The organism is Flavimaribacter sediminis, assembly GCF_019492055.1.
Lineage (GTDB): Bacteria > Pseudomonadota > Alphaproteobacteria > Rhizobiales > Rhizobiaceae > Flavimaribacter > Flavimaribacter sediminis.
This window is the reverse complement of record NZ_JAICBX010000001.1, coordinates 1,288,558-1,312,480: the sequence shown is the minus strand read 5'-3', so window position 1 is coordinate 1,312,480 and position 23,923 is coordinate 1,288,558. Positions and strand designations below refer to the sequence as shown.

The following is a 23,923-nucleotide window of genomic DNA, read 5'->3' as shown; positions in this document are numbered from 1 at the left end:
GATGAACCAGGAATTCGATGCCTCCAACTTCCTCCTCCGGGACGCTGTATCATCCATATGGGGATCGGCTGGCCCGGTTCAAACGCCCGGGCCCGCCAGGTTTTATTCCGCGGCGTTCAACACCTTGATGGAGCCGCCGGCCTTTTCGATCTTTTCGATCGCCGTCTTCGATGCGCCGGCGACCTCGAGGCTGACCTTGGCCTTCAATTCGCCGTCGGACAGGACGCGAACGCCGTCTCTCACGCGCTTGAACACGCCAGCGGCCTGAAGCGCAGCCGCGTCGATCGTTCCCGATGCGTCGAGCTTACCGGAATCGATGGCGGTCTGTATGCGACCGATCGACACGATGTTGTAGTCTTTCGCGAAAATGTTCGTGAAGCCACGCTTCGGAAGACGCTGATAAATCGGCATCTGGCCGCCTTCGAAGCCGTTGATGGCAACGCCCGAACGCGATTTCTGACCCTTGACGCCACGGCCGCCGGTCTTGCCCTTGCCGGATCCGATGCCACGTCCGACCCGCTTGCGATCCTGGACTGCGCCGTCCTTGTCTTTCAGTTCATTCAGTTTCATTTTCAACTCCCTCAGGCTTCGTCGACGACGCGCACGAGGTGACGAACCTTGCGGATCATGCCACGGACTGCCGGCGTGTCTTCCAGCGTCCGGCGGCGATGCATTTTGTTCAGTCCAAGCCCGATCAGCGTCTGGCGCTGATCCTGCGGGCGGCGGATCGGGCTGCCGATCTGTTCGACCGTAACCATCTTTTCTGCCTTTTTCTCAGCCATCAGAGATTACTCCTCGCTGCCGATGAGCGACGCGCGGCGAGCCTGCAGCGTCGAATACTTGATGCCACGCTGGCTGGCGATGTCCTTGGGATGCATCTGGTTGGCCAGAGCATCGAAGGTTGCGCGAACCATGTTGTACGGGTTCGAGGAACCGGTCGACTTGGCGACAACGTCCTGCATGCCGAGCGTCTCGAAGACAGCGCGCATCGGACCACCCGCGATGATTCCGGTACCGGCCTTGGCCGAACGCAGCAGCACCTTGCCGGCGCCGTGACGGCCCTGGACATCGTGATGCAGGGTGCGGCCGGAGCGCAGCGGCACGAAAATCATGCTGCGCTTGGCCGACTCGGTCGCCTTGCGGATCGCTTCCGGAACTTCGCGAGCCTTGCCGTGTCCGAAGCCGACGCGACCCTTCTGGTCGCCGACGACCACGAGAGCAGCGAAGCCGAAACGGCGTCCGCCCTTCACAACCTTCGCAACGCGATTGATGTGAACCAGCTTGTCGACGAATTCGCTGTCGCGCTCGTCGTCTTTTCCGCGATTATCGCGGCGGGGTTCTCTTGCCATTGTCCTTGTCCTTTTTCTTTTCCGGTTTCAACGGGCAAATGATTAGAAGCTGAGGCCATTTTCCCTGGCGGCGTCCGCCAGAGCCTTGACGCGGCCATGATAGATGTAGGCGCCGCGGTCGAAGACGACCTGTTCGATGCCGGCCTTCGTGGCGCGTTCGGCCACGAGCTTGCCAACTGCGGCGGCCGCATCGGTGTCGGCTCCGGTCTTCAGCGACTTGCGCAGATCCGGATCCAGCGTCGATGCCGACACCAGTGTCCTGCCTTCCAGATCATCGATGATCTGGGCGTAGATGTTCTTCGAAGAACGGTTGACCGAAAGCCGCGGACGACCATTGGCGACCGACCTGAGCTGCCGGCGGACACGCCCGGCGCGTTTCGAAAGAGCTTTGCTGCTTGCCATAGCTGGGTGTCCCTACTTCTTCTTGCCTTCTTTGCGGACAATCCGCTCTTCGGCATATTTGACGCCTTTGCCCTTGTAGGGCTCCGGCGGACGGAATTCGCGGATCTTCGCCGCAACCTGACCGACCTGCTGCTTGTCGATGCCCGTGATGACGATTTCCGTCGGCTTCGGGCAGGCAAGCGTAATGCCGTCCGGAGCCTCGAAGACCACATCATGGCTGAAGCCAAGCGCAAGCTGCAGGTTCTTGCCCTGCATGGAGGCGCGGTAACCGACGCCATTGATTTCAAGACGACGCTCGAAACCGTTCGTCACACCGAGAATGATGTTCTCGATGTTCGTGCGGGACATGCCCCATTTGGAGCGCGCGTCCTGCGACTGGTCAGCCGGCGTGACGACGACTGCGTCTTCTTCCATTTTCACGAGCACTTCGTCATTGACGACGTAGCTCAGTTCGCCCTTGGGGCCCTTGGCCTTGACTGTCTGGCCTTCAACCGAGGCAGTCACACCGGCGGGAACCGAAATGGGCTTCTTTCCGATACGAGACATAATTTCAAACCTGTCTGACCGTTAGGAGGACCGCCGCGTCAAAAGACGCGACAGAGAACCTCACCACCAACATTCTGTTCGCGCGCCTCATGATCGGCCATCACGCCCTTCGGAGTCGAAAGGATCGAGATGCCGAGGCCATTCGCGACATTCGGAATGGACTTGACCGAGACATAAACCCGGCGTCCTGGCTTCGAGACACGCGACATCTCCCGGATGACCGGCGCGCCTTCGGAGTATTTCAGCTCGATATTGAGCTCCGACTTTCCGTCGTCATACGTGACTTCGGAATATCCGCGGATATAGCCTTCCGACTGCAGAACGTCCAGAACGCGCGCGCGCAGCTTGGAAGCCGGCGTGCTGACTGTGTTCTTGCGGCGGCCGGTGGCGTTGCGGATACGGGTAAGCATATCGCCGAGGGGATCACTCATAGACATGTGACGTCTCCTTACCAGCTCGACTTGACGATGCCCGGAACCTTGCCGAGCGAACCGAGTTCGCGCAGCGCAATACGGGACATGTTCAGTTTACGATAATAGGCGCGCGGACGCCCCGAGACTTCGCAGCGATTGCGGATGCGTGTCTTCGATCCGTCACGCGGCATCTCGGCAAGCTTCAGAGTCGCGCGGAAACGCTCTTCGATCGGCGTACTCTGGTCCTTGATCATCGCCTTGAGCGCGGCGCGCTTGGACGCATCCTTCGCGACCTGCTTGCGGCGTCTCTTGTTCTTTTCGACTGCGCTAACCTTAGCCATGTCTTTAGGTCCTTTTCTACGCTTGTCGTTACTGCCGGAACGGGAAGTTGAACTCGCTCAGAAGAGCGCGCGCTTCGTCGTCCGTCTCGGCAGTCGTGCAAACGATGATATCCATGCCCCACTGCTGATCGATGTTGTCGTAGTTGATCTCGGGGAACACGATGTGCTCTTTCAGGCCCATGGCGAAGTTGCCACGGCCATCAAAGCTCTTCGGATTCAGGCCACGGAAGTCACGAACGCGCGGAAGCGCGACGTTGACCAGCCGGTCCATGAATTCATACATGCGCGCCTGGCGCAGGGTCACCTTGGCGCCGATCGGCATGCCTTCGCGCACCTTGAAGCCGGCGATCGACTTGCGTGCGCGCGTCACGACCGGCCTCTGACCGGCGATTGCCGCCAGGTCTTCAGCTGCAGTTGCGGGCTTCTTGGAATCCGCTGTTGCTTCGCCAACGCCCATATTGATGACGATCTTGTCGACGCGCGGGATCTGCATGACGTTCTTGTAGGAGAATTTTTCCTGCATGACGTCGCGGATGCGGGTCTTGTATTCGGTCTTGAGCCGCGGCTCGTAACTTGCCTCAGCCATCGATTACTTCTCCTGAACGCTTTGCCACACGCACCTTGGAGCCATCTTCCGATATCTTGAACCCGACGCGGGTCGGCTTGCCGTCCACGGCGAGAGCGATATTGGACAGGTGGATAGGCGCTTCCTTGCTGATAATGCCGGCCTGCTCGGTCTGGGTCTGACGCTGATGGCGCCGAACCATGTTGACGCCACTGACCAGGGCGCGGTTTTCCTTCGGCATCACCTTCAGGACCTCGCCTGTGCGGCCCTTGTCCTTGCCGGTGAGCACGATCACATTGTCGCCTTTGCGGATCTTCTGCATCGTAATCTCCTCAGAGAACTTCCGGCGCCAACGAAATGATCTTCATGTGGGCCTTGGCGCGCAGTTCGCGCGGGACCGGTCCGAAGATACGCGTGCCGATTGGTTCTTTCTTGTTGTCGACGAGGACGGCGGCATTCTTGTCAAAGCGAATGACGCTTCCGTCCGGACGACGAATATCCTTGGCCGTCCGTACGACGACCGCCTTCATCACATCACCCTTCTTGACGCGGCCACGCGGGATCGCTTCCTTCACGGAGACGACGATGATGTCGCCAACGGAAGCATATTTCCGCTTGGAGCCGCCCAGCACCTTGATGCACATGACACGACGGGCGCCGGAATTGTCAGCGACGTCGAGGTTTGTTTGCATCTGAATCATGTCAGACCGCCTTCTTTACCTAATTGGGAAGAGCATCCGCCCTACCCTTTGATTCCACTACATTCTTGTCTGTTGCGGACCGACCTAGTCGGTCATGACAGTCCAGCGCTTGTCTTTCGAAATCGGCGCGCATTCCTGAATGGATACGGTATCGCCGACCTTGAACTTGTTTTCCGCATCGTGCGCCTTGTACTTCTTCGAGCGGCGCACGGTCTTCTGGAACATCGGGTGTGCGAAACGACGCTCGACGCTGACAACTACTGTCTTGTCGTTCTTGTCGCTGACAACGGTGCCCTGCAGGATACGTTTTGGCATTGTTCTTGTGTCCTTTAAGCCTTGTCTGCAACCGCCTTCTGGCGGCTGATTGTCTTGACGCGGGCGATATCGCGGCGCACTTCCTTGATGCGCGACGTCTTTTCGAGCTGTCCGGTCGCCTTCTGGAAGCGAAGGTTGAACTGCTCTTTCTTGAGCTTCGCGAGCTCGTCGTTGAGCTGATCATTGCTCATCGTACGAATGTCTGCGGCTTTCATCGTTCCGTTTCCTACTCTGCAATCCGTTGCACGAACCGCGTCTTGACCGACAGCTTGGCGGCGCCGAGACGCAGCGCTTCGCGTGCGATGTCTTCTGCGACGCCGTCGATTTCAAACATGATCCGGCCCGGCTTGACCTTGGCCGCCCAGTAATCGACGGAACCCTTGCCCTTACCCATGCGGACTTCGGTCGGCTTCGACGAAACCGGCACGTCCGGGAAGACGCGAATCCACACGCGACCGGCGCGCTTCATGTGACGGGTGATGGCGCGGCGAGCAGCTTCAATCTCGCGCGCATTCACGCGGTTCGGTTCCTGGGCCTTAAGACCATAGGAACCGAAAGTCAGGTCCGTTCCGCCCGAAGCGACGCCCCGGATGCGGCCCTTGTGCTGCTTGCGATACTTTGTACGCTTTGGCTGCAACATTTCTTATTCTCCGAACTTGGCCTGCCGCGCGCGCAATCAGGCGTTTTCGCGGCGGCGATTACTGCTGCCCTGGTTGTCGCTATCGGTGGCGCGGCGCTCCGAAGCCATGGGATCATGTTCCAGGATTTCTCCCTTGAAGATCCAGACCTTGATGCCGCATACGCCGTAGGCGGTGTGGGCTTCGGCTGTGCCGTAGTCGATATCGGCGCGCAGCGTGTGAAGCGGAACGCGGCCTTCACGATACCACTCGGTACGAGCGATTTCGGCGCCGCCGAGTCGACCGCCGCAGGTAATGCGGATGCCTTCAGCGCCGAGACGCATGGCCGACTGCACCGCGCGCTTCATGGCGCGACGGAACGCAACGCGGCGCTCGAGCTGCTGTGCAATCGACTGCGCAACCAGGTTGGCGTCGATTTCCGGCTTGCGCACTTCAACAATGTTGAGGTGCGTTTCCGCATTGGTCATGACCGACAGCTTGCGACGCAGCTTCTCGATGTCCGCGCCCTTCTTGCCAATGATCAGACCGGGACGGGCCGAATGGATAGAGATGCGGCACTTCTTGTGCGGACGCTCAATAACGATCTTCGAGATCGCAGCCTGCTTCAGCTCCTTGTTCAGGTATTCGCGGATCTTCAGATCCTCCTGAAGCAGCGCGCCGTATTCGCCCTTCTCGGCGAACCAGCGGGAATCCCACGTCCGGTTGATGCCAAGGCGAAAGCCTACTGGATTGATCTTCTGGCCCATTATGCGGCCTCCCCGGTTTCTTCAACTTCGCGCACAACGATGGTCAGGTGCGAGAACGGCTTTTCAATCCGCGACGCCCGTCCGCGACCACGTGCGTGGAAACGCTTCATGACGATCGACTTGCCGACATAGGCCTCCGATACGATCAGAGAATCAACGTCGAGATCATGATTGTTCTCGGCATTGGCGATCGCCGATTCCAGTGTCTTTTTCACGGTCTCGGAGATCCGCTTGCGCGAAAACTCGAGATCGGCGAGCGCACGATCAACCTTTTTGCCGCGGATCATGGCAGCAACGAGATTGAGTTTCTGCGGGCTGACGCGAATCGTGCGTGCAACCGCTTTCGCCTCATTGTCCTTCAATCGGCGCTCGGCCTTGGCCTTGCCCATTGTTACTTCCTCTTCGCTTTCTTGTCCGCGCCATGACCGTAATAGGTCCGCGTCGGGGAAAATTCACCGAGCTTGTGGCCGACCATGTCTTCCGACACGGACACCGGCACATGCTTGCTGCCATTGTAGACGCCGAAGGTCAGACCAACGAACTGCGGCAGGATCGTGGTGCGACGGCTCCACGTCTTGATTACTTCATTGCGGCCGCTTTCGCGCACCTTCTCGGCTTTCTTGAGAAGATAGCCGTCAACGAACGGACCTTTCCAAACTGAACGAGCCACGTGAGACTTCCTCTCTTACTTCTTGCGCTGATGACGCGAGCGCATGATGAACTTGTCGGTCTGCTTGTTCGACCGGGTACGCTTGCCCTTGGTCGGCTTGCCCCACGGGGTGACCGGGTGGCGACCGCCGGACGTGCGACCTTCACCACCGCCATGCGGGTGATCGACCGGGTTCATGACAACGCCGCGAACGTGCGGACGCTTGCCGAGCCAGCGCGTACGACCAGCCTTGCCGTCATTGCGGTTTGCGTTGTCCGGATTGGACACAGCGCCGACAGTCGCCAGGCAGCTGCCCGGTACGAGACGCTGCTCGCCGGAATTCAGCCTGAGGATCGCCATGCCCTGGTCGCGACCGACCAGCTGCACATAGGCGCCTGCAGAGCGAGCAATCTGACCGCCCTTGGCTGGCTTCATCTCGACATTGTGCACAATCGTGCCAACCGGCATGGACTGCAGCGGCATGGCGTTGCCAGGTTTCACGTCAACGGCCGATTCGGACGAGACGACCTTGTCGCCCACGGCGAGCCGCTGAGGCGCCAGGATGTAGGCCTGCTCGCCATCGTCATAGTTGACGAGAGCAATGAACGCGGTCCGGTTCGGGTCGTATTCCAGGCGTTCGATCGTGCCCTGGACATCGAACTTGCGACGCTTGAAGTCGATCAGGCGATAGGTCCGCTTGTGTCCGCCGCCGCGATGGCGAACGGTCATGCGACCGGTATTGTTGCGGCCGCCCTTGGAAGACAGACCCTCGGTCAGATGCTTGACCGGCTTGCCCTTGTACAGACCCGAGCGATCGACGATCACCAGCTGACGCTGGCTTGGCGTGGTCGGCTTGAATGATTTCAGTGCCATAGTCTCTTAATCCTCTGGTCCTGCCGTCAAAGACCGGTCGTGACGTCGACGGACTCGCCGTCGACCAGTGTCACGATAGCCTTCTTGACGTCGCTCTGCCGGCCAATGGTTCCGCGGAAACGCTTCACCTTGCCTTTGCGAACGTGCGTGTTGACCGCCTTGACCTTGACGCCGAACAGCGCCTCGACAGCCGCCTTGATCTGCGGCTTGGTAGCGGTGCGCGCGACATTGAACACGACCTGGTTCTGGTCGGAGATCAGGGTCGATTTTTCTGTAATCACCGGCGAGGTGATAACGTCGTAGTGACGAAGATCAGTCATTTGAACCGCTCCTCAAGCGCTTCGACGGCAGACTTGCTCAGGACAAGCTTGCTCCGGCGCAAAATGTCGTAAACGTTGATGCCCTGCACAGGCAGCACATCCACATTCGGAATGTTGCGGGCCGCCAGAGCGAAGTTGTTGTCCAGTTCGGCGCCGCCAATGAACAGAGCGTTGGAAACGCCGAGCTTCTCGAGCGATCCGGACAGCGTCTTTGTCTTGGCTTCCTTGGCGGCGAGGTCGTCGATGACAATGATTTCATCGGCTTTCGCCTTGACGGATAGAGCGTGACGCAGAGCCAGAGCGCGAACCTTCTTCGGCAAGCCGATCGAATGATCGCGAACAACCGGGCCATGCGCCTTGCCGCCGCCACGAAACTGCGGCGCACGAGCAGAAGAGTGACGAGCGCGGCCCGTGCCCTTCTGACGGTACATCTTGGCGCCAGTGCGGGAAATCTCCGATCGGCCCTTGGTCTTGTGAGTGCCCTGCTGCTTGCGCGCAAGCTGCCAGCGAACCATGCGCTGCAGAATGTCGTCGCGCGGCTCGAGACCGAAAACGGTATCGGACAGCGATACCTTGCCTGCGTCCTTGCCTTCGAGGGTTGTTACCTTGATGTCCATTATTCGGCTCCCTCAGCACTCTGTTCAGCCGGCGCTGCTTCCGCAGCGGCTGCCGCACGCAAACCGGCCGGGCGCGGCGCGTCGTCGGGAACGGCGATCTTGGTGGCGTCGCGAACAAGGATCCAGGATCCCTTAGAACCCGGAACAGCGCCCTTGATCAGGATGAGGCCGCGATCGCTATCGGTCGAGACAACTTCCAAATTCTGGGTCGTCACGCGGGTGCTGCCCATGTGACCGGCCATTTTCTTGCCTTTGAAGACCTTGCCCGGGTCCTGGCACTGACCGGTCGAACCATGCGAACGGTGCGAAACCGACACGCCGTGCGTTGCGCGCAGGCCGCCGAAGTTGTGCCGCTTCATGGCGCCGGCGAAACCCTTACCAACGGACGTGCCGGTGACATCGACCTTCTGACCGGGAACGAAGTGTTCGGCGGTCAGTTCGGAACCGATCTCAAGCATGTTGTCGGTTGACACGCGGAATTCCGCGAGCTTTGCCTTCGGCTCAACCTTGGCGGCGGCGAAGTGGCCGCGCATCGGCTTCGTCGTGTTTTTCGGCTTGGCCATGCCGGCGCCCAACTGGACAGCCGTGTAGCCATTCTTTTCCTCAGTGCGCTGGGCGACAACCTGACAGTTCTTCAAACGCAGAACAGTCACCGGAACGTGCTCCCCGGCGTCATTGTAGACGCGGGTCATCCCAACCTTCTGTGCTATAACTCCTGAACGCATTGGTTCATCCTTGTCCATTTTGGGTCCGGTCTTGCGCGAGTTCCACGAGGGTTTTTCGCAACCGGCCCCAGAAACTGCTCTTTAGAGCTTGATTTCCACGTCTACGCCTGCAGCCAGATCGAGCTTCATAAGGGCATCCACCGTCTGGGGCGTCGGGTCGACGATATCGAGAAGCCGTTTGTGGGTCCGCATCTCGAACTGCTCGCGACTTTTCTTGTCGATATGGGGCGAGCGGTTGACCGTGAATTTTTCAATTCTCGTAGGCAGCGGAACCGGTCCACGCACACTCGCGCCGGTGCGTTTGGCCGTCGATACGATTTCGCGTGTCGACGCATCGAGAATCCGATGATCAAACGCCTTCAGGCGGATACGGATGTTCTGGCCGTTCATTCGACTTAATCCTCAGTTTCAAAACAACCGGACCCTTGTTGTCCGGCCCGTTCTCGTTCGTTTCGTTGCGGAACAATCCGCATCAATAAAGACGCGCCGCTTTGCGGCGGCGCACCTTGAATTCCAGCGGAACTACTCCGTGATGCTCGCGACGATGCCGGCGCCGACGGTGCGGCCGCCTTCGCGGATGGCGAAGCGGAGCTTCTCTTCCATTGCGATCGGAACGATCAGTTCAACGTCAACCGTAACGTTGTCGCCGGGCATAACCATTTCCGTGCCTTCGGGAAGCGTCACAACACCCGTCACGTCCGTCGTGCGGAAGTAGAACTGCGGACGGTAGTTCGTGAAGAACGGCGTATGACGACCGCCCTCTTCCTTCGTCAGGATGTAGGCTTCCGCCTTGAACTTCGTGTGCGGCGTAACCGTGCCGGGCTTGCAGAGAACCTGACCGCGCTCAACGCCTTCACGCTCGACGCCGCGAAGCAGCGCCCCGATGTTGTCGCCGGCCTGACCCTGGTCAAGAAGCTTGCGGAACATCTCGACGCCCGTGCAGGTCGTCTTCTTCGTGTCGCGGATGCCGACAATCTCGATCTCGTCCCCGACATTGATGATGCCGCGCTCCACGCGACCCGTCACAACCGTGCCGCGGCCCGAAATCGAGAACACGTCCTCGATCGGCATCAGGAACGGCAGGTCAACCGGACGCTCAGGCGTCGGAATGTAGGCGTCGACTTCCTTCATCAGCGCGCGAACAGCGTCTTCGCCGATTTCCTTGTTGGAGTCTTCAAGCGCAGCAAGCGCCGAACCCTTCACGATCGGAACTTCGTCGCCCGGGAACTCGTAGGAGTCCAGAAGCTCGCGCACTTCCATCTCGACGAGCTCGAGGAGCTCCTCGTCGTCAACCTGGTCGACCTTGTTCAGGAACACAACGATCGCAGGAACGCCAACCTGGCGGGCAAGCAGGATGTGCTCGCGCGTCTGCGGCATCGGACCGTCGGCCGCCGAAACAACCAGGATCGCGCCGTCCATCTGCGCAGCGCCCGTGATCATGTTCTTCACGTAGTCGGCGTGGCCGGGGCAGTCCACGTGCGCATAGTGGCGCGCATCCGTCTCATACTCGACGTGCGCCGTCGAGATCGTGATGCCGCGCGCACGCTCTTCAGGAGCGCCGTCAATCTCGTCATAGGCCTTGAAATCGCCGAAGTACTTCGTGATCGCTGCCGTAAGAGACGTCTTGCCGTGGTCAACGTGACCGATCGTGCCGATGTTCACATGCGGCTTGTTGCGTTCAAACTTACCTTTCGCCATCTTGGCTCTCCGTATTTCCTCGCCCGAAAGGGCTTTTATTTCTGTTGTTCAGTTCAGCCCTTGTCAGGCATATTTTTCCTGAATTTCCTGTGCGACGTTCGACGGCACCGCAGCGTAGTGATCAAACTGCATGGAGTACTGCGCGCGTCCCTGGGACATGGAACGCAGGTTGTCCACGTATTTGAACATGTTCGCCAGCGGCACATGAGCGTTGATCACGACGGCGATGCCGCGCGATTCTTGCCCCTGTATCTGGCCGCGCCGGGAATTCAGGTCGCCGATCACATCGCCGACGTAATCCTCAGGCGTAACCACCTCGACCTTCATGATCGGTTCGAGCAGCTGAGCGCCGGCTTTCTTGGCGCCTTCACGGAAGGCCGCGCGCGACGCGATTTCGAAAGCGAGCACCGAGGAGTCGACGTCATGGTAGGCGCCGTCAATGAGCGTTGCCTTCACGCCGAGCATCGGGAAGCCCGCGAGCGGACCGGAAGACAGAACGCTTTCGATACCCTTCTGAACGCCGGGGATGTATTCCTTCGGAACGTTACCGCCAACGATCTTGGAAACGAATTCGAACTCTTCGCTCTCGGTGTTCGGCTCGAAAATGATCTTGACGCGAGCGAACTGACCGGAACCACCGGACTGCTTCTTGTGCGTGTAGTCGATCTCGGCTTCGCGGGTGATCGTTTCACGATAAGCCACCTGCGGCGCGCCGACATTGGCCTCAACCTTGAATTCGCGCTTCATGCGGTCAACCAGGATGTCGAGGTGAAGCTCGCCCATGCCTGCGATGATCGTCTGACCGGATTCTTCGTCCGATTTCACGCGGAAGGACGGGTCTTCGGCAGCCAGTCGGTTGAGCGCAATGCCCATCTTTTCCTGATCGCCCTTGGTCTTCGGCTCGATGGCGATCTGGATCACAGGATCCGGGAACTCCATGCGCTCGAGGATGACGGGCTTCAGCGGATCGCAAAGCGTGTCACCCGTGGTGGTTTCCTTCAGACCGGCGAGAGCAACAATATCACCGGCATAGGCGACGTCGATGTCTTCACGGCTGTTGGAGTGCATCTGCAGCATGCGGCCGACGCGCTCGCGCTTTTCCTTGACCGTGTTCATCACGGACGAGCCCTTTTCGATCACGCCCGAATAGATGCGCGCGAAAGTTAGCGAACCGACGAACGGGTCGTTCATGACCTTGAAGGCGAGCATGGACAGCGGCTCGTCATCCGACGCAACGCGCTTGATCTCGGCTTCGGTCTTGGCGTCGATGCCCTTGATGGCCGGAATGTCGATCGGGCTCGGCAGGTATTCGACGACAGCGTCGAGCAGAGGCTGCACGCCCTTGTTCTTGAAGGCGCTGCCGCAGAACATCGGGAAGAAGTCGACGTTGATCGTACCCTGACGCACAAGCGCTCGGATCTGGTCGTTGGAGGGCATGTCGCCTTCGAGATAAGCTTCCATCGCAGCCTCGTCGATTTCGACGACGGTTTCGATGAGCTTTTCGCGATATTCCTCAGCCCGGTCTTTGAGATCAGCCGGAATTTCTACGATGTCCCACTGCGCGCCGAGCGACTCGTCGCGCCATACCAGAGCGTTCATCTCGATAAGATCAACCACGCCCTTGAAGTCGCTTTCAGCGCCAATCGGCAGCTGCATGACTACCGGGATCGCGCCAAGACGGCTCTTCACCATATCGACGGAGCGGTAGAAATCCGCGCCGATCTTGTCCATCTTGTTGCAGAAGATCATCCGCGGGACGTGATACTTGTCAGCCTGACGCCAAACGGTCTCCGTCTGCGGCTCAACGCCGGCGTTGGCGTCGAGAAGCGCAACGGCGCCGTCGAGCACGCGAAGCGAACGCTCGACTTCAATCGTGAAGTCAACGTGTCCGGGCGTGTCGATGATGTTGAAGCGACGCATCGCGCCGTCGCGACCCTTCCAGAAGGTCGTGGTAGCAGCGGACGTGATCGTGATGCCGCGCTCCTGCTCCTGCTCCATCCAGTCCATTGTGGCGGCGCCGTCATGAACTTCGCCGATCTTGTGGGACTTTCCGGTGTAGTACAGGATACGTTCGGTCGTCGTCGTCTTGCCGGCGTCGATGTGCGCCATGATACCGAAATTCCGGTAGTCTTCGATTTTGTATTCGCGGGCCATTTCAGTGCCTTTCGATGCGTAAATTCGTAAAATTTACCAGCGGTAATGCGAGAACGCGCGGTTGGCGTCGGCCATCTTGTGCGTGTCTTCGCGCTTCTTGACGGCGTTGCCGCGATTGTTCGCTGCATCCATGAGTTCGCCGGAAAGGCGCTCGATCATGGTTGTCTCGTTGCGATTGCGCGCGGCGCTGATCAGCCAACGGATCGCGAGCGCCTGACGACGCTCCGGACGAACATCCACCGGAACCTGGTAAGTGGCGCCGCCAACGCGGCGCGAACGAACCTCGACCTGAGGAGCGACATTGTCGAGAGCAGCGTGGAACGTGCCGACCGGCTCCTGCTTGGTCTTGTCTTCGATGATGTCGAATGCACCGTACACGATGCCTTCAGCTACGGACTTCTTGCCGTCGAGCATGATGGCGTTCATGAACTTGGTGATGACGAGATCGCCGAATTTCGGATCCGGGTTGATCTCACGTTTTTCTGCTCTGTGACGTCGGGACATGGTCTCGTCTCTCAACTATCGCTGGATGACCAGCAAAATGATTGTCTTACTTCGGACGCTTCGCGCCATACTTGGAACGGCGCTGCTTGCGGTCCTTGACACCCTGGGTGTCGAGAACACCGCGGATGATGTGATAGCGAACGCCGGGAAGGTCCTTCACGCGGCCGCCGCGGATCATCACAACGGAGTGTTCCTGTAGGTTGTGCCCCTCGCCCGGAATGTATCCGATAACTTCAAAGCCGTTGGTAAGGCGGATTTTGGCTACCTTGCGAAGCGCCGAGTTCGGCTTCTTCGGAGTCGTTGTGTAAACACGGGTGCAAACGCCGCGTTTCTGCGGGTTGGCGTCCAGTGCAGGAACCTTGTTACGCTTGACCGGCACCTGGCGCGGTTTGCGAATCAACTGGTTTACGGTTGGCATTCAACCTTCCTCATATAATTCTTCATGTTGCCCTTGCGGGCGTTTTCCGTGCATGCATACCCATGCGCAAACGGGCAAACCCGCCATTGGCGGCTTGCCCAAAAAATGCAGAGGACACGGAATCCGTGTCGTGCTTGCAGCATTTTGTATCAACGTGCAGTTTGAACCGTGTCTGGAGCGAACTTCAGGACGAGTCATCCCGAACCAGCAAGCTCCACATCAGCTCTGGTGGCGCGTACATACTGATTGGCTTGGACATCGTCAAGACCGGAACCGAATTATTGTGAAACTAATTCGGCGTTTGGCGGCGTCGCGGAGGGTTCGCGGCATTATTCCAGGACAAACCACCCCCTCTCTTGTGCCTCGCGACAGAAACAGGCAGAAAGAGCCGAATCAACAGGGCGACAACGGAGCAGCAACATGCAGGCGGAGGACGGAGACGAGCCGATCGTGTTCATCATCATCGGCAAGGCTTTCCGGGACAAGGACGAAGACCCGATCGACGTCCATATTATCCTTTCGGCGCCGGACGACGACACCGCCGTGCGCGAAACCCTCAACGCAATGGCGAGCGAGGGCTACGTGGAAGCCGAACTTGATCAGATCGGCGTTATGGAAGGCATGCCGGACGACGAACCGTACGCCTCGGCCTATCAGGGCGCCGTGGAAGGGGAAGTTTCTATCGTCACCTTTTGACGATGAAACTGCTTGAGCCCAAAACCATTTCATCCGAATCAGCCCAAAAATGAAGAACCCGGCTCGCAGGAGCCGGGTTCTTTCAGTTTCACAAAGGCGTTGCGGAGAAGCTATTCGCTCGCCGGCGCCTCGGCCATATCTCCGGAAACTCCGGTCAGCATCGGCAGAGCTTCTTCCGAGCCGGATTCCTTCTTGCGTTCCTCGAGAATAAGTTCGTCGCGCGAACTTGCCACGCGGCGGATCTGATTCATCGCGCCTCCGGTGCCCGCCGGGATCAGGCGGCCGACAATGACGTTTTCCTTCAGACCCTGAAGGGCGTCCATCTTGCCGGCGACGGCTGCCTCGGTCAGAACCTTCGTGGTTTCCTGGAAAGAAGCCGCGGAGATGAAAGACGGCGTCTGCAGCGAAGCCTTGGTTATGCCAAGCAGCACAGGATCGCCGAAGGCAGGCTTCTTGCCTTCTTCCTCGAGGCGTTCGTTGGCCAGCTCCAGTTCGATCCGGTCGACATTGTCGCCAACGATGTAGGCGGAATCGCCCGAGTCCGTGATCTCGATCTTCTGCAGCATCTGCCGAACGATGACCTCGATATGCTTGTCGTTGATGAGAACGCCCTGAAGCCGGTAGACTTCCTGGATCTCGTTGACGAGATAGGAGGCCAGAGCCTCGACGCCCTTGATCGCAAGAATGTCGTGCGGCGCAGGATTGCCATCCAGAATATACTCGCCCTTTTCGATCGGGTCGCCGTCCTGGAGATGGAACGGCTTGCCCTTGGGGATGAGATATTCCGCAGGCTCGACGCCATCTTCCGACGGCTCGATCATTATGCGGCGCTTGTTCTTGTAGTCACGTCCGAAACGGATCGTTCCGTCGATCTCGGCAATGATGGCGTGATCCTTCGGGCGACGGGCCTCGAACAGCTCGGCGACTCGCGGCAGACCACCGGTGATGTCCTTGGTCTTGGCGCTTTCCATCGGAACACGGGCAAGGACGTCGCCCTCCGACACCTTCTGGCCGGGCTCGACCGACAGAATTGCGTCCACCGACAACATGAAGCGCGCTTCACCGCCACGGGCAAGCTTGAGGATCTTGCCATTCTTGTCCTTGATGACGATCGCGGGCTTCAGATCGACGCCGCGCGGCGTCGAGCGCCAGTCAATGACCTGACGCTTGGTGATGCCGGTCGTTTCGTCGGCCGATTCGGTTACGGACACGCCATCGACGACGTCCTCGAATTCAACCACGCCGGCGACTTCCGTCATCATCGGACGCGTATACGGGTCCCACTCGGCAAGGCGCTGGCCGCGCTTGACCACATCGCCGTCGTCGACAAAGAGGCGCGAACCGTAGGCGACGCGCTGCGACGACCTTTCGACATCCTGCTCGTCGAGGATCTGGACCGACATGCTGCGGCCCATGGCGACCAGATTGCCTTCGGAATTGCGAAGGACGTTCCGGTTCTTGATCCTGACCTTGCCCTCGTACGAGGCTTCCAGGAAGGACTGGTCCACAACCGTGGCCGTGCCGCCCAGGTGGAAGGTCCGCATGGTGAGCTGCGTGCCAGGTTCGCCGATCGACTGTGCGGCGATAACGCCGACGGCCTCGCCGATATTGACCGGCGTTCCGCGCGCCAGGTCGCGACCGTAGCAGGTGGCGCAGATGCCATTCTGCATCTCACAGGTAAGGGCCGAGCGGATCTGGACCGACTGGATATTGGCGGCTTCGATTGCAACCACATCCGGTTCTTCGATCATCTTGCCGGAGGCGACGAGAACGTCGCCGGTCTGCGGATGCGTGATATCGTGCAGCGCCGTGCGGCCGAGGATACGCTGGCCGATGGAGGCGACCACCTGGCCGGCGTCGACGATGGCGGTCATCGTCAAACCCTTGTCCGTGCCGCAATCGACCTGTGTGACGATGCAATCCTGCGCCACGTCGACGAGACGACGGGTCAGGTAACCCGAGTTCGCAGTCTTCAGCGCCGTGTCCGCCAGTCCCTTGCGGGCGCCGTGCGTGGAGTTGAAGTACTCGTTGACCGTCAGGCCTTCCTTGAAGTTCGACGTGATCGGCGTTTCGATGATTTCGCCGGACGGCTTGGCCATGAGGCCGCGCATGCCGCCGAGCTGACGCATCTGGTTCGGAGAACCACGCGCGCCCGAATGGCTCATCATGTAGACTGAATTCATCGGCTTCTGGCGACCATTGTCGTCGAATTCGACAGCCTTGATACGGGCCATCATTTCTTCCGCGACCTTCTCGGTGGCCTTGCCCCAGGCGTCCACGACCTTGTTGTACTTTTCGCCCTGGGTGATCAGGCCGTCATTGTACTGCTGCTCGTATTCCTTGACGAGTATTTCGGTGTCGTTGACGATTTGCGCCTTGGCGGCCGGAATGACCATGTCGTCCTTGCCGAAGGAAATACCGGCGCGGCAGGCGTGGCCGAAGCCAAGCTGCATGATCCGGTCACAGAAAATGACCGTCTCTTTCTGACCGCAATGGCGATAGACCGTGTCGATCATCCTGGAGATGTTCTTCTTGGTCATTTCCTGGTTGCAGGTATCGAAAGGCACCTTGAAGTTCTTCGGCAGAAGTTCGCCGATGATCATGCGGCCAGGCGTCGTCTCGTGAATCGCGGAAACCGGATTGCCTTCCTCGTCGACCGTCTTGAAGCGGCCCTTGATCTTTGAGTGCAGCGTGACGACCTTGTTTTCCAGGGCGTGATGCAACTCGCCCATATCGGCGAAGATCATGCCCTCGCCTGGCTCGTTCTCGTTCATGATTGAAAGATAGAAGAGACCGAGGACCATATCCTGGGACGGCACGATGATCGGCGCGCCATTGGCCGGATGCAGGATGTTGTTCGTCGACATCATCAGAACGCGGGCTTCGAGCTGCGCTTCGAGCGACAGCGGGACATGCACGGCCATCTGGTCGCCGTCAAAGTCGGCGTTGAAAGCGGTACAGACCAGCGGATGCAACTGGATCGCCTTGCCTTCGACCAGCGTCGGCTCGAAGGCCTGGATGCCCAGCCTGTGCAGCGTCGGCGCACGGTTCAGGAGCACCGGATGCTCGCGGATGACCTCGTCGAGGATATCCCAGACTTCCGGTTTTTCCTTCTCGACCAGCTTCTTGGCCTGCTTGACGGTGGACGAATAGCCCTTGGCGTCAAGCCGCGCATAGATGAACGGCTTGAAGAGCTCCAGCGCCATCTTTTTCGGCAGGCCGCACTGGTGCAGCTTGAGCTCCGGACCGGTCACGATCACGGAACGGCCGGAATAGTCGACGCGCTTGCCGAGCAGGTTCTGACGGAAACGACCTTGCTTGCCCTTAAGCATGTCGGAGAGCGATTTCAGCGGACGCTTGTTGGCGCCGGTTATCACCCTGCCCCGACGACCGTTGTCGAACAGAGCGTCAACGGACTCCTGCAGCATCCGCTTCTCGTTGCGGATGATGATGCCGGGCGCGCGCAGTTCGATCAACCGCTTCAGGCGGTTGTTACGGTTGATGACGCGACGATAGAGGTCGTTGAGGTCGGAGGTCGCGAAACGGCCGCCGTCGAGCGGAACCAGCGGACGCAGGTCCGGCGGAATAACCGGGATGACCTTCATGATCATCCATTCCGGCCGGTTGCCGGATTCAATGAAGTTCTCGACCAGCTTCAGCCGCTTCATCAGCTTCTTGGTCTTCAGTTCCGAACTCGTCGCAGCCAGTTCGTCGCGCAGATCAACGGCGATCTTGTCAAGATCCATGCCGGCCAGCAGTTCGTAGATGGCTTCCGCGCCGATCATCGCCGTGAAAGCGTCTTCGCCGAACTCGTCGACGGCGATCATGAACTCTTCTTCCGACAGAAGCTGGTTCTCGCTGAGAGACGTGAGGCCCGGCTCGGTGACGATGTAGTTTTCGAAATACAGAACGCGTTCGATATCCTTCAGCGTCATGTCGAGCAGCGTTCCGATGCGACTCGGCAGGGACTTCAGGAACCAGATATGCGCGACCGGGGCGGCAAGTTCTATATGGCCCATGCGCTCGCGGCGAACGCGCGACAGAGTGACTTCAACGCCGCACTTTTCGCAGATGATGCCCTTGTATTTCATGCGCTTGTACTTGCCGCAAAGACATTCGTAGTCCTTGATCGGCCCGAAGATGCGCGCGCAGAACAGTCCGTCGCGTTCCGGCTTGAACGTACGGTAGTTGATGGTTTCCGGCTTCTTGATCTCGCCGTAGGACCACGAAAGAATTTTTTCCGGAGACGCGATCGAAATCCGGATGGAATCGAACGTCTGGACCGGAGCCTGGGAGTTGAAAAGGTTCATGACCTCGTGGTTCATGCCTGTCTCCTTCGCGGGGTTCTACCCCTGTTTGGCGTCATGTCCGGCTGGTTCCGGAATCGGTGTCAGGACGCCTGTATAAATCCTGTCTCTCGTTATGGCCATTTTGCGGCTGGTGGATCCGCAATGGCCAGAACCGGCGCGCGTTTGCCTCCACGCGCGCCGTTTCATCATTATTCAGCCGCGTCGGGCAGCCTCTCGGCGTCCTGGTCTTCCGTCTCGACGCGGGTGTTTTCCAGCTCCACGTTGAGACCCAGAGACCGCATTTCCTTGACGAGAACGTTAAAGCTCTCCGGAATGCCGGCTTCGAACGTATCGTCGCCGCGAACGATCGCCTCATAGACCTTGGTGCGTCCGGCCACGTCGTCGGACTTGACCGTCAACATTTCCTGCAAGGTATAGGCGGCGCCGTAGGCTTCAAGCGCCCATACCTCCATTTCACCGAAGCGCTGGCCGCCGAACTGCGCCTTGCCGCCCAGCGGCTGCTGGGTGACGAGCGAGTACGGACCAATGGAACGGGCGTGGATCTTGTCGTCCACCAGGTGGTTCAGCTTCAACATGTAGATGTAGCCGACCGTGACCTGACGGTCGAACTGTTCGCCCGTGCGGCCGTCATAGAGCGTCGACTGGCCGGATTCCTTGAACCCGGCGCTTGCGAGCATCTCGTTGACGTCCATTTCGACGGCGCCGTCGAAGACCGGAGTGGCAATCGACACGCCGCGCTTTGTCTGTTCGGCCAGCCTGACGATGGAATCGTCGTCATAGTCCTTGATCGGCTCGGCCTTCGGACCGGCGCCCATCACGTCTTCCATCGTGTCGCGCAGCGGCTTGATATCGCCGCCTTCCTTGTAGCCTTCGAGCAACTTGCCGATCTTGTTGCCCATGCCGGCGCAAGCCCAGCCCAGATGGGTTTCAAGGATCTGTCCGACATTCATGCGCGATGGCACGCCGAGCGGGTTCAGAACGATATCGACATGCGTGCCGTCTTCGAGGAACGGCATGTCCTCGATCGGAACGATGCGCGAGATCACACCCTTGTTGCCGTGACGTCCGGCCATCTTGTCGCCAGGCTGTACCTTGCGTTTGACGGCGACGAACACCTTGACCATCTTCATGACGCCGGGCGGCATCTCGTCTCCGCGCTGGACCTTCTCGACCTTGTCCATGAAGCGCTGTTCCAGCCGCTTCTTGGATTCATCGTACTGGGTGCGCAGGCTTTCGATCTCGCCCTGGAGTTTTTCGTCGTCGACGGCGAACATCCACCATTGCGAACGCGGATACTCCTGAATGGTTTCTGCGTCGAGCGCTCCACCCTTCTTGAAACCCTTCGGTCCGGCGACAGCCGTCTTGCCTTCCAGCATGTCGGAGAGACGTCCGTAGACGTTGCGGTCGAGGATCGCCTGTTCGTCGTCGCGGTCTTTTGCGAGACGCTCGATTTCCTCGCGCTCGATCGCCATCGCGCGCTCGTCCTTTTCCACGCCATGGCGGTTGAAGACGCGCACTTCGACGACCGTGCCGAAGGTGCCGGGCGGCATCCGCATCGACGTGTCGCGAACATCGGAAGCCTTTTCACCGAAGATCGCGCGAAGCAGCTTCTCTTCCGGCGTCATCGGGCTTTCGCCCTTCGGCGTAATCTTGCCGACCAGGATGTCGCCCGGAGCGACTTCTGCGCCGATGTAGACGATGCCTGCCTCGTCAAGGTTCTTCAGAGCCTCTTCAGACACGTTCGGAATGTCACGGGTGATCTCTTCCGGTCCAAGCTTGGTGTCGCGCGCCATGACTTCGAATTCGTCGATGTGGATCGACGTAAAGACGTCATCACGCACAATGCGCTCGGACAGAAGGATCGAGTCCTCGTAGTTGTAGCCGTTCCAGGGCATGAACGCGACGAGCACGTTGCGGCCGAGCGCAAGATCGCCCAGATCCGTCGACGGACCGTCAGCGATGATGTCGCCCTTCTCGATCCGGTCGCCCACATTGACCAGCGGACGCTGGTTGATGCAGGTGTTCTGGTTCGAACGCTGGAACTTCTGCAGCGTGTAGATGTCGACGCCGGACTTGGAAGGATCGAGTTCCTCGGTCGCCCGGATAACGACACGCGTTGCGTCCACCTGATCGACAACACCGGTCCGGTGCGCGGCAATGGCCGCACCGGAATCGCGCGCCACGATCGGCTCCATGCCGGTTCCCACGAACGGCGCTTCGGCGCGCACAAGCGGCACGGCCTGACGCTGCATGTTCGAACCCATGAGAGCGCGGTTGGCGTCGTCGTTTTCCAGGAACGGGATCAGGGCGGCGGCGACAGAGACCACCTGCTTCGGCGAAACGTCCATCAGGTCGATCGTTTCACGCGGAGCAAGCATCACGTCTCCCGCATGGCGGCAGACGACGAACTCGTCAGCGAACGATCCGTCTTCCGTGAGAACAGCGTTGGCCTGAGCGACATGGTACTTGGCCTCTTCCATGGCCGACAGATACAGCACTTCATTGGTCACCTTGCCGTCGGAAATCCGGCGGTAGGGACTTTCGATGAAACCGTATTTGTTGACGCGGGCAAAGGTCGCGAGCGAGTTGATCAGTCCGATATTCGGACCTTCCGGCGTTTCGATCGGACAGATGCGGCCGTAATGCGTCGGATGCACGTCGCGAACCTCAAAGCCCGCGCGTTCACGCGTCAGACCACCCGGTCCAAGCGCCGAAAGGCGACGCTTGTGCGTAATCTCCGAGAGCGGATTGACCTGGTCCATGAACTGCGACAACTGCGAGGAACCGAAGAACTCGCGCACGGCGGCGGCCGCCGGCTTGGCGTTGATCAGGTCCTGCGGCATCACGGTGTCGATCTCGATGGACGACATGCGTTCCTTGATGGCGCGTTCCATGCGCAAGAGACCCAGACGGTACTGGTTCTCCATCAGTTCGCCGACCGAACGCACGCGGCGATTGCCGAGATTGTCGATGTCGTCGATCTCGCCCTTGCCGTCACGCAGTTCGACAAGCGTCTTGACCACGGCAAGGATATCCTCCTTGCGCAGCACGCGAACGGTGTCGTCAGCGTCCAGATCGAGGCGCATGTTCATCTTGACGCGACCGACCGAAGACAGGTCGTAACGCTCCGGATCGAAGAACAGCGACGTGAACATCGCTTCCGCCGATTCCATTGTGGGCGGCTCGCCCGGGCGCATCACGCGGTAGATATCGAAGAGCGCGTCCTGGCGGTCTTCGTTCTTGTCTGCGGAAAGCGTGTTGCGGATGTATGCGCCGACATTGACATGGTCGATGTCGAGGATCGGAAGTTCTGTGAAACCGGCCTCGATTGCGACAGGCAGCGTCTTCTCGTCGATCTCGTCGCCGGCCTCGAGATAGATCTCGCCGGTTTCCAGGTTGACAAGATCGGTTGCCAGATAGTTGCCGTAAAGGTCCTCGTCGGTGGCGCGAAGCGCCTTGACGCCCTTCTCGGTCAACTGCTTCAGGAAGCGCGGCGTGAGTTTCTTGCCCGCTTCCGCCACAACTTCGCCGCTGTCAGCGTCAACAAGTTCAGTGATGGTCTTGTTGCCTTTCAGCGCATCGGGCTGGAAGGGAATACGCCATCCATCGCCTTCTCGTGTGTAGACGGAGTGATTGTAGAAGGTGTCGAGAATGTCCTCGCCATCCATGCCAAGCGCCATCAGCAGCGAGGTCGCCGGAATCTTGCGGCGTCGGTCGATACGCGCATGCACGATGTCCTTGGCGTCGAACTCGATGTCGAGCCACGAACCGCGATAGGGAATGACGCGAGCGGCGAACAACAGCTTGCCCGAAGAATGGCTCTTGCCCTTGTCATGGTCGAAGAAGACGCCGGGCGAACGGTGCATCTGCGAGACAATGACGCGTTCCGTGCCATTGACGATAAAGGTGCCATTGTCGGTCATGAGCGGCATGTCGCCCATGTAGACGTTCTGTTCCTTGATGTCCTTGATGGACTTCGCGCCGGTTTCCTCGTCGATATCGAAAACGATCAGGCGCAGCGTGACTTTCAGCGGCGCTGCGAAGGTCAGATCGCGCTGACGGCACTCTTCAACGTCGAACTTCGGCGGTTCGAATTCGTAAGAGACAAATTCCAGCATGGATGCGCCGGAAAAGTCCGAGATCGGGAATACGGACTTGAAGACAGCCTGCAGCCCCTCGTCCGGTCGACCGCCTTCGGGCTCGTCAACCATGAGAAACTGGTCGTAGGACGCCTTCTGAACCTCGATGAGGTTCGGCATTTCTGCGACTTCAGGTATTTTACCAAAAAACTTACGTACGCGCCTGCGACCATTAAACGAAAGGGTCTGAGCCATCGGAGCTCCTTCGTATCTTGCATTCGGGCCTGCACCGGACGAAGCCGCTGGCCAGGGGGCTTCGCAAAAAACGGGTCTTTGAGAACCCATTACCCAAGAGCCCATTTTGAGGCTCTTGGGTAATCAGTTCAGGGCTTTCCTGAAGCGACGCGGAACAGGAAAACCCGCTCCGCGTCGAAACGGAAAAACCGTTATTTAAGCTCGACTTTAGCGCCTGCTTCTTCGAGCTTCTTCTTGATTTCCTCGGCTTCCGCCTTGGCAACGCCTTCCTTTACAGGCTTCGGCGCGCTTTCGACCAGATCCTTGGCTTCCTTCAGTCCAAGGCCGGTGATCGCACGGACTTCCTTGATCACGTTGATCTTCTTGTCACCTGCTTCGGTGAGAACAACGTCAAATTCGTCCTTTTCTTCAGCAGCAGCGGCTTCGCCGGCGCCGCCTGCAGCCGCAGCAACCGCTACCGGCGCCGCAGCAGAAACGCCCCAATGCTCTTCGAGCATCTTCGAAAGCTCTGCAGCTTCCAGGACTGTAAGGTTCGAGAGGTCTTCTACAATCTTGGCAAGATCAGCCATTTTTCAGTTTCCTTAGGTTCGGTTCGAACTGGTTTGTATT

29 protein-coding genes are annotated in these 23,923 nt (G+C 59.2%); 1 reads left to right on the top strand and 28 read right to left on the bottom strand.

The annotated features are described in order from the left end of the window. Positions 1–102: 102 nt before the first annotated feature. The 25 genes from rplO to rpsL all read right to left on the bottom strand — a co-directional run bounded on the left by rplO (position 103) and on the right by rpsL (position 13,974). Positions 103–570, bottom strand: coding sequence for a 50S ribosomal protein L15 (gene rplO, locus K1W69_RS06295; protein ID WP_220227442.1), 468 nt, complete (start codon positions 568–570; stop codon positions 103–105). Positions 571–581: 11 nt separating this feature from the next. Next, a complete protein-coding gene (rpmD, locus tag K1W69_RS06290) occupies positions 582–782 on the bottom strand; it encodes a 50S ribosomal protein L30 (RefSeq protein WP_220227441.1) in 201 nt (66 codons plus the stop codon). 6 nt (positions 783–788) lie between these two features. Further along, positions 789–1,349, bottom strand: coding sequence for a 30S ribosomal protein S5 (rpsE, locus tag K1W69_RS06285; protein ID WP_220227440.1), 561 nt, complete (start codon positions 1,347–1,349; stop codon positions 789–791). 42 nt (positions 1,350–1,391) lie between these two features. Further along, positions 1,392–1,751, bottom strand: coding sequence for a 50S ribosomal protein L18 (gene rplR / locus K1W69_RS06280; protein WP_220227439.1), 360 nt, complete (start codon positions 1,749–1,751; stop codon positions 1,392–1,394). A 12-nt stretch (positions 1,752–1,763) separates the two neighbouring features. After that, on the bottom strand, positions 1,764–2,297 hold the full coding sequence (gene rplF / locus K1W69_RS06275; RefSeq protein ID WP_220227438.1) for a 50S ribosomal protein L6: 534 nt from the start codon (positions 2,295–2,297) through the stop codon (positions 1,764–1,766). Between the two features lie 38 nt (positions 2,298–2,335). Next, positions 2,336–2,734 (bottom strand): 30S ribosomal protein S8, encoded by a 399-nt coding sequence (rpsH, locus tag K1W69_RS06270; protein ID WP_220227437.1) that lies wholly within the window; start codon positions 2,732–2,734, stop codon positions 2,336–2,338. A gap of 11 nt (positions 2,735–2,745) precedes the next feature. Further along, positions 2,746–3,051 carry a 30S ribosomal protein S14 gene (gene rpsN / locus K1W69_RS06265; protein ID WP_220227436.1) on the bottom strand — a complete coding sequence of 102 codons (306 nt, stop codon included), beginning with the start codon at positions 3,049–3,051 and terminating at the stop codon, positions 2,746–2,748. A gap of 28 nt (positions 3,052–3,079) precedes the next feature. Continuing rightward, positions 3,080–3,637 carry a 50S ribosomal protein L5 gene (gene rplE, locus K1W69_RS06260; protein ID WP_220227435.1) on the bottom strand — a complete coding sequence of 186 codons (558 nt, stop codon included), beginning with the start codon at positions 3,635–3,637 and terminating at the stop codon, positions 3,080–3,082. Further along, positions 3,630–3,938: a 50S ribosomal protein L24 gene (rplX, locus tag K1W69_RS06255; protein WP_220227434.1), complete on the bottom strand. Its 309-nt coding sequence runs from the start codon at positions 3,936–3,938 to the stop codon at positions 3,630–3,632. The genes rplE and rplX overlap by 8 nt, the downstream gene beginning before the upstream one ends. A gap of 10 nt (positions 3,939–3,948) precedes the next feature. Then, positions 3,949–4,317 (bottom strand): 50S ribosomal protein L14, encoded by a 369-nt coding sequence (gene rplN, locus K1W69_RS06250; protein ID WP_220227433.1) that lies wholly within the window; start codon positions 4,315–4,317, stop codon positions 3,949–3,951. A gap of 84 nt (positions 4,318–4,401) precedes the next feature. After that, positions 4,402–4,632 carry a 30S ribosomal protein S17 gene (gene rpsQ / locus K1W69_RS06245; protein WP_220227432.1) on the bottom strand — a complete coding sequence of 77 codons (231 nt, stop codon included), beginning with the start codon at positions 4,630–4,632 and terminating at the stop codon, positions 4,402–4,404. 14 nt (positions 4,633–4,646) lie between these two features. Further along, positions 4,647–4,847: a 50S ribosomal protein L29 gene (gene rpmC / locus K1W69_RS06240; protein ID WP_220227431.1), complete on the bottom strand. Its 201-nt coding sequence runs from the start codon at positions 4,845–4,847 to the stop codon at positions 4,647–4,649. Between the two features lie 11 nt (positions 4,848–4,858). Further along, on the bottom strand, positions 4,859–5,272 hold the full coding sequence (rplP, locus tag K1W69_RS06235) for a 50S ribosomal protein L16 (RefSeq protein WP_220227430.1): 414 nt from the start codon (positions 5,270–5,272) through the stop codon (positions 4,859–4,861). A gap of 36 nt (positions 5,273–5,308) precedes the next feature. Then, positions 5,309–6,016, bottom strand: a complete 708-nt coding sequence (rpsC, locus tag K1W69_RS06230) for a 30S ribosomal protein S3 (RefSeq protein ID WP_220227429.1) — start codon at positions 6,014–6,016, stop codon at positions 5,309–5,311. Continuing rightward, on the bottom strand, positions 6,016–6,405 hold the full coding sequence (gene rplV / locus K1W69_RS06225) for a 50S ribosomal protein L22 (RefSeq protein WP_220227428.1): 390 nt from the start codon (positions 6,403–6,405) through the stop codon (positions 6,016–6,018). Before rplV ends, rpsC begins: the two co-directional genes overlap by 1 nt. Positions 6,406–6,407: 2 nt before the next feature. Then, a complete protein-coding gene (gene rpsS / locus K1W69_RS06220) occupies positions 6,408–6,686 on the bottom strand; it encodes a 30S ribosomal protein S19 (RefSeq protein WP_220227427.1) in 279 nt (92 codons plus the stop codon). A gap of 15 nt (positions 6,687–6,701) precedes the next feature. Next, a complete protein-coding gene (rplB, locus tag K1W69_RS06215) occupies positions 6,702–7,538 on the bottom strand; it encodes a 50S ribosomal protein L2 (protein WP_220227426.1) in 837 nt (278 codons plus the stop codon). Positions 7,539–7,564: 26 nt separating this feature from the next. Further along, on the bottom strand, positions 7,565–7,858 hold the full coding sequence (locus K1W69_RS06210) for a 50S ribosomal protein L23 (protein ID WP_220227425.1): 294 nt from the start codon (positions 7,856–7,858) through the stop codon (positions 7,565–7,567). Then, positions 7,855–8,475, bottom strand: coding sequence for a 50S ribosomal protein L4 (gene rplD / locus K1W69_RS06205; protein ID WP_220227424.1), 621 nt, complete (start codon positions 8,473–8,475; stop codon positions 7,855–7,857). Before rplD ends, K1W69_RS06210 begins: the two co-directional genes overlap by 4 nt. Next, positions 8,475–9,200 carry a 50S ribosomal protein L3 gene (rplC, locus tag K1W69_RS06200; protein WP_220227423.1) on the bottom strand — a complete coding sequence of 242 codons (726 nt, stop codon included), beginning with the start codon at positions 9,198–9,200 and terminating at the stop codon, positions 8,475–8,477. The genes rplD and rplC overlap by 1 nt, the downstream gene beginning before the upstream one ends. Positions 9,201–9,281: 81 nt before the next feature. Continuing rightward, positions 9,282–9,590, bottom strand: a complete 309-nt coding sequence (gene rpsJ, locus K1W69_RS06195; protein ID WP_003547547.1) for a 30S ribosomal protein S10 — start codon at positions 9,588–9,590, stop codon at positions 9,282–9,284. Positions 9,591–9,722: 132 nt separating this feature from the next. Beyond that, entirely contained in the window at positions 9,723–10,898 is a 1,176-nt protein-coding gene (gene tuf / locus K1W69_RS06190; RefSeq protein WP_220227384.1) for an elongation factor Tu, read from the bottom strand. 63 nt (positions 10,899–10,961) lie between these two features. Then, on the bottom strand, positions 10,962–13,052 hold the full coding sequence (gene fusA, locus K1W69_RS06185) for an elongation factor G (protein ID WP_220227422.1): 2,091 nt from the start codon (positions 13,050–13,052) through the stop codon (positions 10,962–10,964). A gap of 33 nt (positions 13,053–13,085) precedes the next feature. Beyond that, a complete protein-coding gene (rpsG, locus tag K1W69_RS06180; RefSeq protein ID WP_220227421.1) occupies positions 13,086–13,556 on the bottom strand; it encodes a 30S ribosomal protein S7 in 471 nt (156 codons plus the stop codon). Between the two features lie 46 nt (positions 13,557–13,602). Beyond that, positions 13,603–13,974 (bottom strand): 30S ribosomal protein S12, encoded by a 372-nt coding sequence (gene rpsL, locus K1W69_RS06175; RefSeq protein ID WP_220227420.1) that lies wholly within the window; start codon positions 13,972–13,974, stop codon positions 13,603–13,605. Positions 13,975–14,394: 420 nt separating this feature from the next. Here rpsL and K1W69_RS06170 point away from each other — a divergent pair, with 420 nt between their 5' ends. After that, a complete protein-coding gene (locus K1W69_RS06170; protein WP_220227419.1) occupies positions 14,395–14,670 on the top strand; it encodes a transcriptional regulator in 276 nt (91 codons plus the stop codon). A 110-nt stretch (positions 14,671–14,780) separates the two neighbouring features. Here the strand turns inward: K1W69_RS06170 and rpoC are convergent, their stop codons facing one another. From rpoC to rplL, 3 genes are all read right to left on the bottom strand, one after another. Further along, positions 14,781–18,995: a DNA-directed RNA polymerase subunit beta' gene (gene rpoC, locus K1W69_RS06165; RefSeq protein WP_220227418.1), complete on the bottom strand. Its 4,215-nt coding sequence runs from the start codon at positions 18,993–18,995 to the stop codon at positions 14,781–14,783. A 173-nt stretch (positions 18,996–19,168) separates the two neighbouring features. Beyond that, positions 19,169–23,314, bottom strand: a complete 4,146-nt coding sequence (gene rpoB / locus K1W69_RS06160) for a DNA-directed RNA polymerase subunit beta (RefSeq protein ID WP_220227417.1) — start codon at positions 23,312–23,314, stop codon at positions 19,169–19,171. 191 nt (positions 23,315–23,505) lie between these two features. Further along, a complete protein-coding gene (gene rplL, locus K1W69_RS06155; protein WP_220227416.1) occupies positions 23,506–23,883 on the bottom strand; it encodes a 50S ribosomal protein L7/L12 in 378 nt (125 codons plus the stop codon). Positions 23,884–23,923 lie beyond the last annotated feature (40 nt).